Consider the following 14557-nt stretch of genomic DNA (forward strand, 5'->3'; position numbering starts at 1 on the left):
TTCGTGGCTGGGGTTCGTCGCGCGGCGCGCGGCCGAAGCTAGGGTTTGGGGTTGGTCTTGTCCGACTTCGGGCGGGTCTTCAGGGGACCGTCGGACAGGGGGGATTCCTGCTGGGACCGACCCTCGGCCTCGACCTGCCGGTCGCCGATCAGCTTCCCGATGGCTTCCTTGACCGAGCCCTTGACCGCGTCGGTCGAAGCGGGGGCCGAACCGGGTGCGGAGGGCTTGGTGGGACGCATGGGATCCTCAGGGATGGGATGGACGGGGCCGCGGCGGGCCAACGGGCGGGAGGGACATCGCCGCGCAGGTCGCGGCCGTTCGCTGGACCCACAGATGGTCCCGGACGAACCCCCATCAATGATGCAGGCGTACCGGTAGACCGGGGTTATCTACCTGGATGTCGGCGTTCCAACCGGGTTGCGGCGAGCGCGACGGAGGCCGCGTTCCCCGACGAAGATCCCTGGGCCGCCACGCGTCCCCGGGCTCCATGCCCCTTCCGGGTCGGCCCTCATCCGTACGTGGTCCTGCGTGTCGACGCCGAGTGTCACTGGATCTCCCATGGCGCACCGCGCCGCTTTCCAAGTCCCGGTCGTAACAAGTGCGTGGGAAGGCAGTTCCGCGTCCGATCCGCGATTGTCTGGTATATCTGGATCATTGACGTGAATGTGATTGCCCAATCACAAGCCTCCAGCGGCTTCGGCTTCTCCAGCGCCGAGCACATCATCGTCTGTTCCAGACCCGAGGGCGATCATCCGTGCAGACAGATGTCAGAGTGCCGAAATCCTCTTCGGACGGTCAGGGATTGCCACGACCGATTCAGGATCTGATCGGCCGGCGATTGAACGAGATTGTTCCGTTCCCCGGTGACGTCGCGGCGGATTCCCGTCTCGGTCAGGTTCTGGTTCGGCTGCGAAGTGCCCTGTCCGCGGCGCAGGCGGACGGACAGGTGCCCGATCCGTTCCGGACCGACCTGATCGCCGCCGTTCCGCGGCTTCGCCGGTATGCCTTCTCCCAGTGCCAGAACGCCGCCGAGGCCGACGACCTCGTTCAGACCACCCTCCTGCGGGCCTGGGAGAACCGGGCCCGGTTCGAGCCGGGGACCAGGCTGATCGCGTGGCTGTTCACGATCCTGCGGAACACCTTCCTCAATCAGCGCAAGCGGCTTCGCCGCGAGGTCGAGGATGTCGACGGTGCCTTCGCGGCGACCCTTCGCCTGGAGCCCGAGCAGGAGCATCGTGTCGGACTGATCGAGCTTCAGGCCGCCCTGAACGGCCTGACGGCCGAACACCGCGAGACGCTGCTCCTCGTGATGGTCGACGGATTGCTCTACGACGAGGCCGCGGTCGTCCTGGGATGTCAGACCGGCACCGTGAAGAGCCGCGTCAGCCGCGCCCGCGAACGCCTGGCCAAGGCCATGGGGGCGGCATGAGCGACTCGGACTCCTCCGCATCGCCGTTCGAACCCGACCGCGTCGGCGCGCGCGCCCAGGCGGCCATCGCCCGGCCCCTCGCCTTTCGACCCGGGGCGCCGGGTCCCGCCGTCTTCGCGAGGCGCGGCGGCTCATCGGCATCATGCCTCATCCGCCGCCCGAGGACAGCAAGCGATAAAACTGCATCTGACCCGGTAAAATCCGAGCAAAATGATGCGTCTGCACCATTGAGCACGCCGATGGCGCGCATATCTCGACGTCATCGGCGACCGTCGACGTAACAACTGTCGCGTCCCAGATATTCGCAGCGTTGTGCCGGGCCTCATGAGTCCCCCGATCAGGTTCGGCATGGCCGCAGGGCCGGGCATCGCGCCACTCCGGGCGCAGGCCCGGCCCCAAGGTCCCGTCCGGGTTCGAGACCGCTTCCAACGCTTCGTGAAGACCGTCTTGCGGCGATCATGGGACGAGCGATCATGGCAGAAGCACCGGAAGGTCGCATGGCCGATGCCGACAGGCCTCAGCGCATCCCGGACGACACCCCGCCCGCGATGCCGCCTCGTCCCGGAGCGCCGCATCGTCGGCCGCGGCCTGACGCGCGTGGCCGTCCAGGCCCGGCTGCGCGGCTCGGAGGGAACCGGTGTCTGGATTTGTCCGAACCGGTGACGGGCTCTGTCCGCGGGACGTCCCGCAGGACCGGCTGACGAGACGGTCGGCCGGCGCTGATCTGTCTTCGATCGGGATCGGCCGGATGCGCGCCCGGTCTGATCTGAGCGGAGATACAATTCGTAACATATACCAGGCTATAGGTGCGCAACCGTCGTGACGGGGCGTGTGTTTATAGGCTACCGCAACAGAGGAGATGCGAATGCGACTGAAACTTGCTGGCGCAGCCGTTCTTGCACTGGGTACGATGGCCGCGACCGTCGGTGCCGCCGAGGCTCGTGACGGGTGTGGACCCGGGGGGCATCGCGGCTACTACGGATATTGCCGTCCGAACGTAATCTATCGCCCCATCCTGGCCCGCCCCATCGTCTACGGCTACCGCCGCGTCGGCTGGTATGGCCCGCGGTGGCACCGCTGGGGCGGCTACCGCCCCGTCGGATATCACCGGCCCTGGGGCTGGCACGGCGGCTACCGCCACGTGGGCTGGCATCACCGCTGGTAAGGCGCGGTCGGCGTGAGCTGGGCGCCCGGTTCGAACCGGGCGCCCTTTTCGTTCCCAAGGCCGGCGTCATCGGCATGCCCGATGGGACACGTGCCGCCGCGCTCCGCGGGGATGCGTGGGCCGCGGCCGGGTCGCCCATCGGAGCACCGTCGCCCTGGCCCGGACGGTGGCATCCGACGTCCGACCTGATGGAAAAGTCCAGGGTCCGCGCGCCCGCACTGCGGCCCAGACCTTGCAATGGTCTCCCCCATCGCTCGCCAAACGATGGAACGAGGCCCCGTGGCTCATCAGTCGATCTCGCGCAGAACCCTCCTGGGCGGCACCGCCGTTCTCGGCCTCTCGGCCCTGGCGTCGACGGGCGCCCGGGCGGCCGGGCCGATGACCGTCGGCGTCATCTATGTCGGCCCCAAGGACGATTACGGCTACAACCAGGCCCATGCGAAGGGCGCGGCGGCCCTGAAGGGGCTGCCCGGGGTCGAGGTGGTCGAGGAGGAGAACGTCCGCGAGACCAACGACGTCCAGAAGACCATGGAGAGCATGATCAACATGGACGGGGCGAGCCTGCTCCTGCCGACCTCCTTCGGGTACTTCGATCCCCACGTGCTGATCGAGGCCAGGAAGAACCCGACGGTGCAGTTCCGCCATTGCGGCGGCCTCTGGACCGAGGCGAACCCGAAGAACGCCGGCTCCTATTTCGGCTACATCGCGCAGGGCCAGTACCTGAACGGCATCGTGGCGGCGCACGCCACGAAGTCGAAGAAGCTCGGCTTCGTGGCGGCCAAGCCGATCCCCCAAGTCCTCAACAACATCAACGGCTTCCTGCTCGGCGCCCGCAGCGTCGACCCGTCGATCACCTGCCAGGTCATCTTCACCGGCGAGTGGTCGCTGGCGGTGAAGGAGGCGGAGGCCACCAACGCGCTGATCGATGGCGGCGCCGACGTCATCACCTGCCACGTCGACAGCCCGAAGGTGACGGTGGAGACCGCCGCCCGGCGCGGCGCCTACGTCTGCGGCTACCATGCCGACCAGTCGGCCCTCGCCAAGGACCGGTACCTCACCGGCGCCGAGTGGGACTGGGCCCCGATCTACAAGGGCTTCGTCGCCGACATGCAGGCGGGCAAGGCGCCCCCGAATTTCCTGCGCGGCGGTCTGGCGGACGGTTTCGTCCGGATGAGCCCCTACGGCCCTGCCGTCTCGGAGGCGGCGCGCAAGAACGCGGATGCGGTCAAGGCCGAGATGATGAAGGGCGGGTTCGCCATCATCCGGGGGCCGCTCAAGGACAACAAGGGCAACGCGATCGCCGAGGCCGGCAAGGGTTTTGCCGAGAACGCGCCCGAACTCGAGAGCACCGGCTACCTCGTCGAGGGCGTGAAGGGCTCGGCCTGAGGGACGCGTCCGTCACGCACGCCACCAGCGGGAGGAAGAGCCGTGGTTGCCGAGACTGCTCCGTCGGACATGGTCGTGGCAGGGTCGCGCCCCTCGGCCAGCCTGCCCCTGCGGGCTTGGGGCGCGCGCCGGGCGGAGGCGCTCGCCATCCCGCTCGGGGCGCTCGCCCTCGGCTTCGGCCTCTTCAGCCTGTTCCTCCTCAGCCTCGGCAAATCGCCGGCGGCCTTCCTCGACCTCGTCTACCGGGGCGGCTTCGGGTCCGCCTTCGCCCTGCAGAACAGCCTCCAGCGCGCCGCGCCCCTGCTGTTCGCGGCCCTCTGCGTAGCCCTGCCCGCCCGCCTCGGCCTCGTGGTCATCGGCGGCGAGGGCGCGATCGTGCTCGGCGGCCTCGCCGCGGCGGCGGTGGCCGCGCCCCTGTCGGGCGCAGCCCCCGGCCTCGGCATCGCCGCCATGGCGCTGGCCGCCTTCCTGACCGGGGCGCTCTGGCTCGGGGCGGTGGGCGCCCTGCGGGCCTGGCGCGGCGTCAACGAGACCATCGCCAGCCTGCTGATGTCCTACATCGCCATCGCGCTCGCCAACCACCTGATCGAGGGCCTGCTGCGCGATCCCGGCAGCCTCAACAAGCCGTCGACCCGGACCATCGACGAGGCCTTCCGGGTCGGCCCGATGCCGGGCCTGGAGGTGCATTGGGGCCTCGGCGTCGGGGTTGTGGCCTGCCTCCTCGCCTGGCTCCTGACCGAGCGCACCACCCTGGGCTTCGCCGCCCGCATCGCCGGCGGCAACGTGCGCGCGGCCCAGATCCAGGGCCTGCCGGTCGGGCGCCTGATCGCCGGATTCACTGCCCTCGGGGGGGCGCTGGCGGCCCTGGCCGGATTCTTCGAGGTCGCGGCCGTCCACGGCAACGCCAACGCGTCGCTGATCGCGGGCTACGGCTATACCGGTATCCTCGTCGCGTTCCTGGCCCGCCAGAACCCCCTGGCGATCCCGCCCGTCGCCTTCCTGCTCGGCGGGATCGAGGCGTCGAGCGGCCTGATCCAGCGCCGCCTGCACCTGCCGGACGCCACCATCCTGCTGCTGGAGGGCCTGCTCTTCCTCCTCGTCCTCGTGGGCGAGACGCTGTACGGGCGCTTCAAGCCGTTCAGTCCGCATCTCTGGGGCGAGACGCGCGCCGCCGCGGGCCAGGCCGCGCCATGAGCGACTTTGCATGAGCGACCTTGGCCTCTGGAACGTCCTCATCGCGGTGATCGGCGGGGCCATCCGGGTCTCGACGCCGTTCCTGTTCGTCAGCCTCGGCGAGACGATCACGGAGCGCTCGGGCCGGATCAATCTCGGCCTCGAGGGCACCCTCGTGTTCGGGGCGATGTCGGCCTACGCCACGGCGGTGCTCACCGGCTCGGCCTGGGCCGGCGTCGCGGTGGCGGGCGCGGCGGGGGGGCTGTTCGGCCTCGCCCATGGCTGGATCTGCCGGCTGCCGCGGGTCAACGACGTGGCGCTGGGCATCGCCCTGATGCTGTTCGGCTCGGGCCTCGCGTTCTTCTTCGGCAAGGCCTTCATCCAGCCCTCGGCGCCGCAGCTGCCGGCGATCCCCTTCGGCAACTGGTCCGACCTGCCCCAGATCCGCGCCGCCCTCCAGGTCAACGTTCTGTTCCTGATCGGGGCGGTGCTCAGCCTCGTCCTGTGGTGGGGGTTCCGCAACACCCGCACCGGCCTCGTGGTCCGCATCGTCGGCGACAGCGCCGAGGCGGCCCGGGCCATGGGCTACGACGTCGACCGTGTCCGGCTGCTGGCGACCGGAGCCGGCGGGGCGCTCGCCGGCATCGGGGGCGCCTACCTGTCGCTCTATTATCCGGGCTCGTGGAACGAGGGCATCTCCTCCGGGCAGGGCCTGATGGCCGTCGCCCTCGTGGTCTTCGCCCGCTGGAACCCCCTGGCCTGCTTCGGCGCGGCGCTGCTGTTCGGCGGGGCCGGGGCCCTCGGCCCGGCGCTCCAGTCCGTGGGCGTCTCGCAGGGCTACTACCTGTTCTACGCCGCGCCCTACGTCCTCACCCTCGGCGTCCTGATCGCCACCTCGTCGCCGAACCATGCCCTGGCCGGAGCACCGGGCGAACTCGGACAGGCGAAGTAAATCTCAGCAGACAGGTATCTCCGATGAACGGACTTGGCGGCCTCAACAAATCTCCGAACGGCGTCGTGCTCGGGCTGGTGCAGCTGCAACTGCCGACCGTCGTCACGCCGGCGGACCTCGCGGCGCAGACGCAGCGCATCGTCGACATGGTCGGCAAGGCCCGGCGCAACCTCGCCACCATGGACCTCGTGGTCTTCCCCGAATACGCCCTCCACGGCCTGTCGATGGACACCAACCCCGACATCCTGTGCCGGATGGACGGCCCGGAGGTCGCGGCCTTCGCGAAGGCCTGCCGCGACAACCGGATCTGGGGCTGCTTCTCTCTCATGGAGGTCAACCCCCACGGAAACCCGTTCAACACCGGCATCATCATCGACGAGACCGGCGCGGTGAAGCTCTCCTACCGCAAGATGCACCCCTGGGTGCCCGTCGAGCCCTGGGAGCCCGGCGACATCGGCATCCCGGTCATCGAGGGGCCGCGCGGGGCCAAGATCGCCCTCATCATCTGCCACGACGGGATGTTTCCCGAGATGGCCCGGGAATGCGCCTACAAGGGCGCCGAGATCATGATCCGCACGGCCGGCTACACGGCGCCGATCCGCGAGTCCTGGCGCTTCACCAACCAGTCGAATGCCTTCTGCAACCTGATGGTCACCGCCAACGTCTGCCTGTGCGGTTCGGATGGCTCGTTCGATTCCATGGGCGAGGGCATGATCGTCAACTTCGACGGTCAGATCATCGCCCACGGCACCACGGGGCGCGTCGACGAGATCATCACGGCGGAGGTCCGGCCCGACCTCGTGCGCGAGGCGCGCCTGCATTGGGGCGTCGAGAACAACATCTACCAGCTCGGACACCGCGGCTACACGGCCGTGAAGGGCGGCGCCGGGGACTGCCCCTACACCTACATGCAGGACCTCGCCGCCGGCCGCTACCGCCTGCCGTGGGAGGACGGGGTCAAGGTCGTGGACGGCACCTCCTGCGGGTTCGCCGCGCCCACCCGGTCCTACGGCGCCGGACAGACCCCGGACGCCCGGGAGGCGGCGGAATGAGCGCGGCGCCCCTCACCGTGCCGGCGACGCCCCTCGCCCCGACGGCGGTGGACGCGGCGCGCTACGCCGCCGCCGAGCCCTATCCCTGGCCCTTCGACGGGGCACTGAGGCCCGACAACACCGCCCTCATCATCATCGACATGCAGATCGATTTCTGCGGTCCCGGCGGCTACGTCGACGCCATGGGCTACGATATCGGCCTGACCCGGGCGCCGATCGAGCCGATCGGCCGCCTGCTCGCGGCGGCCCGGCGCCTCGGCTACCCCGTCATCCACACCCGCGAGGGCCACCGCCCGGACCTGGCGGACCTGCCCGAGAACAAGCGCTGGCGCTCGCGCCGGATCGGAGCCGGCATCGGTGATCCCGGGCCCTGCGGGCGCGTGCTGGTGCGGGGCGAGCCGGGCTGGGAGATCATCCCCGAACTGGCGCCCATGCCCGGCGAGCCCGTCATCGACAAGCCCGGCAAGGGCTCGTTCTGCGCCACCGACCTGGCGCTGATCCTCGGGCGGCGCGGCATCCGCAACCTGATCCTCACGGGGATTACCACGGATGTCTGCGTCCACACCACGATGCGCGAGGCCAACGACCGCGGCTTCGAATGCGTGATCGTCTCCGACGCCTGCGCGGCCACCGACCGGGGCAACCACGAGGCCGCCCTCAGGATGGTGACGATGCAGGGCGGCGTCTTCGGCGCCGTGGCGACCTCCGAGGCCCTCCTGGTGGCGATGGGATGATCCGCGATGGTGCCCTTCCCGCAATCGGTTCGTAACGTGGTGCCCCGGGACGGAGACGCGGCAGCGGTGGTGCCCGAGGCCCCGCCGCCCGGTGCCATCGCGGTCGAGACCATCGGCATGTCGAAGCGCTTCGGCACCTTCGCGGCCCTCGACGACGTCTCGATGAAGATCGAGGCGGGCGGCTTCCACGCGCTGCTGGGCGAGAACGGCGCGGGCAAGTCGACCCTGGTGAAGTGCATCATGGGCTTCTACGCGCCGAGCGCGGGCAGCGTCCTGGTGGATGGCCGCGAGGTCGCGATCACCAATCCGAAGGGCGCCCAGGCCCGCGGCCTCGGCATGGTCTACCAGCACTTCACCCTGGTGCCGTCCCTGACGGGCCTCGAGAATCTCGTCATCGCCCGGCCCCGGGTGCCGGCGGTGATCGACTGGCGCGCCGAGCGTGCGGCGCTGGCCGCCTTCATGGAACGGATGCCGTTCCGGCTGAACCTCGAACGCCCGGTGGCCGAGCTCGCGGCCGGGGAGAAGCAGAAGCTCGAGATCATCAAGCAGCTCTTCCTCAAGGCCCGGTTCCTGATCCTCGACGAGCCGACCTCGGTGCTGACGCCGGCGGAGGCCGAGGAGGTGCTGGGCCTCCTGCGCGCCATGGCGGACCGGCGCGAGCTGACGGTGCTGATGATCAGCCACAAGTTCCGCGAGGTCGAGGCGTTCGCCCGCAGCGTCAGCGTCCTGCGCCGCGGCACGCTCGCGGGCGGCGGACGGGTCGGCGAACTCAGCCGGGACGACATGGCGGCGATGATGATGGGCGCCCGCCCGGTGCGCGCCGCCCCCAACCGCGTCGGTCGGCCCGACCCGGACCGGGTCGTCCTGCGCATCGCGGATCTGCGCGCCACCGATGCCTCCGGCCTGCGTCACCTCGCCGTCGACGCCCTCGCGGTGCAGGCCCGCGAGATCGTCGGCGTCGCCGGGGTCTCGGGCAATGGCCAGAAGGAACTCGCCGACGTGCTCGGCGGCCAGATCCGGGCGGCCGCTGGCCGGGTGGAGGTCGGGGGCGAGGCCTATGACGGACGGCGCGCGCAGAGCCGGGCGCGGCGGGTCCGCGTCATTCCGGAGGAGCCGCTGCGCAATGCCTGCGCGCCGCGCATGTCGGTCGCGGAGAACCTGGCCTTCCGGGCCTTCGACCGGCGCGCGGAGCGTGGCGCCTCCGAGGGGGGCGCGGTCCCGGGGCGGCCGACCGTCTGGCTCGACACCGGCGCCATGCGCCGCCGCGCCCGGGACCTCATCGCGCGCTTCGGGGTGAAGACCGCCTCCGCCGAGGCGCCGATCGCCACCCTGTCCGGCGGGAACGTGCAGCGGGCCGTGCTGGCGCGCGAACTCACCGACCCGGTCGACCTCCTCGTCGTCGCCAATCCCTGCTTCGGGCTCGACTTCACCGCCGTCGCCGAGATCCGGGCCCGGATCCTGGCGGCCCGCAACGCCGGGGCGGCGGTCCTGCTGATCAGCGAGGATCTCGACGAGATCCTGGAACTCTCGGACCGCATCGTGGTGATGTCCGACGGTCGCATCGTGCACGCGGTGAGTCGCGCCGAGGCCGACGCCCGCAGCATCGGCCGCCACATGGCGGGGCATCACTGAGGCGCGACACGGCCGTGTCGGCCCGACGCTGCCGGGCGTGTCCGGTCCGGCAGGCTAGGTCCGCACGGGGTCGAGGGTGACCGACCAGAGCGCGGTATCGGCGGCGTCCTTCAGGGTGACGGTCATCTGCTCCGTCGCGCCCTCGACCGCGACATGGCCGAAGAACTGGTAGCCCGCGGCGGGCGAGAGGTTGGTCTGGCCCGGCGGCGGCGCCTTGGCGAAGCGCAGCTGGGGCCCGAAGGTGTCGTCGAGGGCGTTGGGACCGAAGGTCCCGGCATGCAGCGGGCCTGCGACGAACTCCCAGAACGGCTCGAACTCCTGAAATCGCGCCCGGTTCGGATCGTAGTAATGCGCCGCCGCGTAGTGCACGTCCGCCGTCAGCCAGACCGTGTTGCGGATGCCCGCATCCCGCAGGAAGCGCAGGAGGTCGGCGATCTCGAGTTCCCGGCCCAGCGGCGGCCCGTCGCCCTGCGCGACGGCCTCCGACCCGAAGGGCGGCTGAGAATCGTAGGGGACGACGAGCCCGATCGGCATGTCGGCCGCGATCACCTTCCAGGTCGCGCGGGAGGCGAGGAGCGCGCGCTTGAGCCAGGCGACCTGCGCCGGGCCGAGGAAGTGAGCCTCCGGTCCGTAGGTGGTCTGCCGGTTCTCGCCGTTCGGCCCGCGATAGGAGCGCATGTCGAGCAGGAACACGTCGACCAGCGGCCCATGCGAGATCTTGCGGTAGACGCGGCCGGGCTCCGAGGGCGCGAAGCGCATCGGCATGTATTCGTGGAAGGCGCGCGCGGCGCGGACCTGGAGCGCCAGCACGTTCGGGTCGCGATAGGCCTTCCGCAGGTGTTCGGCCCGGGTCAGGGGCTCGCCCGGCCACCAGTTGTTGGTGACCTCGTGATCGTCCCACTGTGCGAAGATCGGGATCTCGGCGTTCATCGCCAGCACGTTCGCGTCGGTGAGGTTGTAGCGGTAGCGTCCGCGAAACTCTTCCAGGGTCTCGGCCGGCTTCGCCACCGCCTCGGTCACGCGGTTGCGCCAGAGGGTGCCGTCGGGCAGGCGCACCTCCGGTATGATCGGGCCGTCGGCATAGATGGTGTCGCCGGAATGCAGGAAGAAATCCGGCCGGTTGCGCAGCATGGCGGCGTAGATCGTCATCCCGCCCCGGGCCTCGTCGATGCCCCAGCCCTGGCCGGCCGTGTCGCCGGACCAGCAGAACGAGACCGAGCGGCGCTCGGCGGGCGCCGTGCGGAAGCGCCCGACCTGCGGCGCCCCGAGGATCGTCGGCGCGGCGAGATCCTGCAGGCGGACCCGGTAGAACACGTCCTGGCCCGGCGGCAGATCCGTCAGGGCGACCTTCACGGTGCCGTCGCTCGCCGGGAGCGCATCCGCGAAGACGCCGCCGCGAATGTCGGCGAAGCTTTCCGTGGTCGACCACGCGATCATCGCCCGGCAGGGGCGGTCGGCCCGGGCCCAGACCACGGCGGAGTCGCCGTCGACGTCACCGGATTGCAAACCGTGGGTGAGGATCGGGCGGTCTGCGGCCCGGCTGAGGCCGGGCCGGAAGACGCCGGTGCCGAGACCGACGAGGCCGGCGGCGGCCCCGGTCAGGAACGGACGACGGGGCAGGCTGGAACGGGACGAGGAGGACATGGCGGCGGGCTCCCTTCCGAAGGCTCCGCTATGGCGATCCTGTCTGACGCCTTGACGACGCTGCCCGCGCCGTCCCTAACCTGGTTCGCGTGGATCCGATGCCGGTCTAGCGGGCCGCCTTCGCGGCGCGGCGGCGCTCGGTGAGGATCCATTCCGTGTAGCCGTTCGGCTGCGCGCGGCCCTTGAAGACGAGGTCGCTGGCCGCCTGGAAGGCCGGGCCGTCATAGTCCGGGGCCATGGGGCGGTAGAGCGGATCGCCGGCGTTCTGGCGATCGACCACCTTCGCCATCCGCTTGAGCGCCGTCATCACCTGCTCCTCGCTGACGACGCCGTGATGCAGCCAGTTCGCGATGTGCTGCGACGAGATCCGCAAGGTCGCCCGGTCCTCCATCAGCCCGACATCGTGGATGTCCGGCACCTTCGAGCAGCCCACCCCCTGGTCGATCCAGCGGACGACGTAGCCGAGGATGCCCTGGACGTTGTTGTCGATCTCCTGGGCCACGTCGTCGGGGGCGAAGTTCGAGCGGGCCAGCGGAATCTCGAGGATCTCGTCGAGGGCCGAGCGCGGCCGGCGGGCGAGTTCCACCTGCCGGGCCCGCACGTCGGTCTCGTGATAGTGCAGCGCGTGCAGGGTCGCGGCGGTGGGCGACGGCACCCAGGCCGTGCTCGCGCCCGCCTTGGGGTGGGCGCCCTTCTGCATCAGCATGTCGGCCATGGCGTCGGGGGCCGCCCACATGCCCTTGCCGATCTGCGCCCGGTCGAGCAGGCCGCAGACGAGGCCGACATCGACGTTGTTCTCCTCGTAGCCCTTGATCCAGGGCGTCGCCTTCATGTCGTTCTTGCGAATGACCGGGCCGGCCTCCATCGCGGTGTGGATCTCGTCCCCCGTGCGGTCGAGGAAGCCCGTGTTGATGAACACGACCCGCTCGGCCGCGGCCGCGATGCAGGCGGCGAGGTTGACCGTGGTGCGGCGCTCCTCGTCCATGATGCCCATCTTGAGGGTGTTCGCGTCGAGACCCAGCATGGCCTCCACGCGTCCGAACAGTTCGACCGCGAAGGCGACCTCCTCGGGCCCGTGCATCTTCGGCTTGACGATGTAGACCGAACCGCGCCGGCTGTTGCGCAGGCCGGAATCCCCCTTAAGATCGTGGATCGCGATCATCGCGGTGACCGCGGCGTCGAGCATGCCCTCGGGGATCTCGCGGCCCTCGGCGTCGAGCACCGCATCGGTGTCCATGTGGTGGCCGACATTGCGCACCAGCATCAGGGAGCGGCCCGGTACCACCACCTCGCCGCCGTTCGGCGCGATGTAGTGCCGGTCGGGGTTGAGGCGCCGCTCCAGGGTGCGGCCGTCCTTGTGGAGGGAGGCCGTCAAGGTCCCGTTCATCAGGCCGAGCCAGTTGCGGTAGACGACGACCTTGTCGTCGGCATCGACCGTGGCCACGGAATCCTCGAGGTCCATGATCGTCGAGACGGCCGATTCCAGCAGGATGTCGGCGACGCCGGACGCATCGAAGCGACCGATCCGATGCGTCCGGTCGAGGACGACCTCGACGTGCAGCCCGTGGTGCCGCAGGAGCAGGGAGGCGGGCATGCTGGCCCGGCCGCGATAGCCCACGAAGAGATCCGGTCGCGCGAGCGGGACGGTCTCTCCGGTGTTCATGTTGCCGACGAGCCCGCCCTGCTCGACCGCATAGGTGACCACGTCGGCATGGCGGCCGCCGGCCAGCGGCACGAAGCGGTCGAGGTAGCTGCGGGCGCGGGTCACGACCCGGGCGCCGCGGGCGCGGTTGTAGCCGCCGCTGCGGATCGCGCCGCCCTCCTCCGAAACCGCGTCGGTGCCGTAGAGGGCATCGTAGAGCGAGCCCCAGCGAGCATTGGCGGCGTTGAGGGCGTAGCGGGCGTTCGAGACCGGCACGACGAGCTGCGGCCCGGCGATGCGGGCGATCTCGTCATCGACGTTCTCCGTCCGCACCGCCACCGGTCCCGGATCGGGCAGCAGATAGCCGATGTCCTTCAGGTACGCCTTGTAGGCCGCCGGATCGAACGGCTTGCCGGCCCGCTCCCGGTGCCAGGCGTCGAGCTGCCCCTGGAGCGTATCGCGCTTGGCCAGCAGGGCCCGGTTCTTCGGCGTCAGGTCGCGCACGATCGCGCCGAGGCCGCCCCAGAAAACCTCGGGCGAGATGCCGGTCCCGGGCAGGGCCTCCTCCGCGACGAAATCGTACAGCACGCGGGCGACGGCGAGGCCGCCGATATCCATTCGATCCATCTTCGATCCATTCACGGAAGGTTTGCGCTGGAATGCCACCGGCCGCGGTCGTCGCCAACCCACCGATGTCGAACGCCCGGTCTCGAGTTCTCGCGCAGGGCATCCCGAAGCCCGACGACGTCCCTGCGACCGTCGTCTCGGCGAGGGCCGCCCGCGCCGGGGTGCGGAAAGCTCCGAGCCGGTGTCCGGAGGGCCACGCAATAGACGCGCCGACCGAGATCGACAAACCCGGTGGGTTGTCGGCACCGGGGCCTCCTGCCCGGCCCCGGGGCGCAGAGGCGCGCTCGGGGGGCGGTGGGCGATCGTCCGGATCGCCGCACGGGCGCGTACGATGCGGGCCCGGGTCAGCCAGGGGCGGGAGGGCGCCGCGTCGCGCTCCGCCCTCCGCCGCTCATCGCCGGCCCCGGAAGGGTGAGAGGGGGGCGTGCCGGTTGACGTCCTTGTAGAGGAGGTATCGGAAGGGTCCGGGTCCTCCGGCGTAGCAGGCCTGGGGGCAGTAGGCGCGCAGCCAGAGGAAGTCTCCGGCCTGGACCTCGACCCAGTCCCGGTTGAGGCGGTAGACGGCCTTGCCCTCGAGGATGAAGAGGCCGTGCTCCATGACGTGGGTCTCCTCGAAGGGGATCGAGGCGCCGGGGCGCAGGGCGACGATGTTGACGTGCATGTCGTGGCGCAGATCGTCGGGGGCGACGAAGCGGGTGGTGGCCCAGGCCCCGTCGGTGCCGGGCATGGGCACGGGGGCGACGGCGGTCTCGTGGGTGACGAAGGCGGGGGGCACCTCGAGGCCGGGCACGGGGGTGTAGGCCTTGCGGATCCAGTGGAAGCGGGTCGGTCCGGCCCCGTCGTTGCGCAGGCTCCAGGTGGTGCCGGGGGGCAGGTAGGCGTAGGCGCCGGGGGTGAGGGCGTGGACCTGTCCGTCGCGGACGAGGCGGGCCTGTCCCTCGACGACGAACAGCACGGCCTGGGCCTCGGGGTCGGGTTCGGGCCGCTCGCTGCCGCCGCCGGGGGCGAGGGTGACGAGGTACTGGGCGAAGGTCTCGGAGAAGCCCGAGAGGGGGCGAGCCAGCATCCAGGCCTGGGTGTGCTCCCAGAAGGGCAGGACGGAGGTGACGATGTCGCTCATC

General features: G+C 70.5%; 12 protein-coding genes. 8 read left to right on the forward strand and 4 right to left on the reverse strand.

Features of this window, described 5'->3' with window-relative positions:
- Positions 1–38 precede the first annotated feature (38 nt).
- The gene (locus tag ASF18_RS01495) at positions 39–239 is read right to left on the reverse strand and encodes a CsbD family protein (protein ID WP_056348701.1); all 201 of its coding nucleotides are present in this window, start codon (positions 237–239) and stop codon (positions 39–41) included.
- Between the two features lie 599 nt (positions 240–838).
- On the opposite strand from ASF18_RS01495, the gene ASF18_RS01500 reads away from it, so the two are divergent.
- From ASF18_RS01500 to ASF18_RS01530, 8 genes are all read left to right on the forward strand, one after another.
- Positions 839–1429: a sigma-70 family RNA polymerase sigma factor gene (locus ASF18_RS01500; protein ID WP_244472524.1), complete on the forward strand. Its 591-nt coding sequence runs from the start codon at positions 839–841 to the stop codon at positions 1427–1429.
- Positions 1430–2294: 865 nt separating this feature from the next.
- Positions 2295–2594, forward strand: a complete 300-nt coding sequence (locus tag ASF18_RS22700) for a hypothetical protein (protein WP_056216496.1) — start codon at positions 2295–2297, stop codon at positions 2592–2594.
- A gap of 279 nt (positions 2595–2873) precedes the next feature.
- A complete protein-coding gene (locus ASF18_RS01505) occupies positions 2874–3980 on the forward strand; it encodes a BMP family ABC transporter substrate-binding protein (RefSeq protein WP_244472525.1) in 1107 nt (368 codons plus the stop codon).
- A gap of 69 nt (positions 3981–4049) precedes the next feature.
- Complete coding sequence (locus ASF18_RS01510; RefSeq protein WP_056348707.1) at positions 4050–5174, forward strand: ABC transporter permease; 1125 nt, start codon at positions 4050–4052, stop codon at positions 5172–5174.
- Positions 5175–5184: 10 nt separating this feature from the next.
- A complete protein-coding gene (locus ASF18_RS01515) occupies positions 5185–6105 on the forward strand; it encodes an ABC transporter permease (protein ID WP_056348710.1) in 921 nt (306 codons plus the stop codon).
- A 23-nt stretch (positions 6106–6128) separates the two neighbouring features.
- Complete coding sequence (locus tag ASF18_RS01520; RefSeq protein ID WP_056348713.1) at positions 6129–7157, forward strand: formamidase; 1029 nt, start codon at positions 6129–6131, stop codon at positions 7155–7157.
- Positions 7154–7891 (forward strand): isochorismatase family cysteine hydrolase, encoded by a 738-nt coding sequence (locus ASF18_RS01525; RefSeq protein WP_082486909.1) that lies wholly within the window; start codon positions 7154–7156, stop codon positions 7889–7891. The genes ASF18_RS01520 and ASF18_RS01525 overlap by 4 nt, the downstream gene beginning before the upstream one ends.
- Before the next feature lie 117 nt (positions 7892–8008).
- Positions 8009–9523, forward strand: a complete 1515-nt coding sequence (locus tag ASF18_RS01530) for an ABC transporter ATP-binding protein (protein ID WP_244472547.1) — start codon at positions 8009–8011, stop codon at positions 9521–9523.
- 54 nt (positions 9524–9577) lie between these two features.
- Here ASF18_RS01530 and ASF18_RS01535 read toward each other — a convergent pair whose 3' ends face one another.
- The 3 genes from ASF18_RS01535 to ASF18_RS01545 all read right to left on the reverse strand — a co-directional run.
- Entirely contained in the window at positions 9578–11167 is a 1590-nt protein-coding gene (locus tag ASF18_RS01535; protein ID WP_056348716.1) for an alkaline phosphatase D family protein, read from the reverse strand.
- Positions 11168–11273: 106 nt separating this feature from the next.
- Complete coding sequence (locus tag ASF18_RS01540; protein ID WP_056348718.1) at positions 11274–13436, reverse strand: malate synthase G; 2163 nt, start codon at positions 13434–13436, stop codon at positions 11274–11276.
- Positions 13437–13827: 391 nt separating this feature from the next.
- On the reverse strand, positions 13828–14557 hold a 730-nt coding region (locus ASF18_RS01545; protein WP_056348721.1), incomplete at its 5' end, for a bifunctional allantoicase/(S)-ureidoglycine aminohydrolase.

It is taken from the genome of Methylobacterium sp. Leaf89, assembly GCF_001422215.1.
In the GTDB taxonomy this organism is placed as follows: domain Bacteria; phylum Pseudomonadota; class Alphaproteobacteria; order Rhizobiales; family Beijerinckiaceae; genus Methylobacterium.

Excerpts from the sequence above, each read along its gene's own strand:
- ASF18_RS01520 (WP_056348713.1), top strand. The coding sequence starts at position 6,129 with ATGAACGGACTTGGCGGCCTCAACAAATCTCCGAACGGCGTCGTGCTC.
- ASF18_RS01515 (WP_056348710.1), top strand. The coding sequence starts at position 5,185 with ATGAGCGACCTTGGCCTCTGGAACGTCCTCATCGCGGTGATCGGCGGG.
- ASF18_RS01510 (WP_056348707.1), top strand. The coding sequence starts at position 4,050 with ATGGTCGTGGCAGGGTCGCGCCCCTCGGCCAGCCTGCCCCTGCGGGCT.
- ASF18_RS01495 (WP_056348701.1), bottom strand. The coding sequence starts at position 239 with ATGCGTCCCACCAAGCCCTCCGCACCCGGTTCGGCCCCCGCTTCGACC.
- ASF18_RS01535 (WP_056348716.1), bottom strand. The coding sequence starts at position 11,167 with ATGTCCTCCTCGTCCCGTTCCAGCCTGCCCCGTCGTCCGTTCCTGACC.
- ASF18_RS01530 (WP_244472547.1), top strand. The coding sequence starts at position 8,009 with ATGTCGAAGCGCTTCGGCACCTTCGCGGCCCTCGACGACGTCTCGATG.
- ASF18_RS22700 (WP_056216496.1), top strand. The coding sequence starts at position 2,295 with ATGCGACTGAAACTTGCTGGCGCAGCCGTTCTTGCACTGGGTACGATG.
- ASF18_RS01540 (WP_056348718.1), bottom strand. The coding sequence starts at position 13,436 with ATGGATCGAATGGATATCGGCGGCCTCGCCGTCGCCCGCGTGCTGTAC.
- ASF18_RS01525 (WP_082486909.1), top strand. The coding sequence starts at position 7,154 with ATGAGCGCGGCGCCCCTCACCGTGCCGGCGACGCCCCTCGCCCCGACG.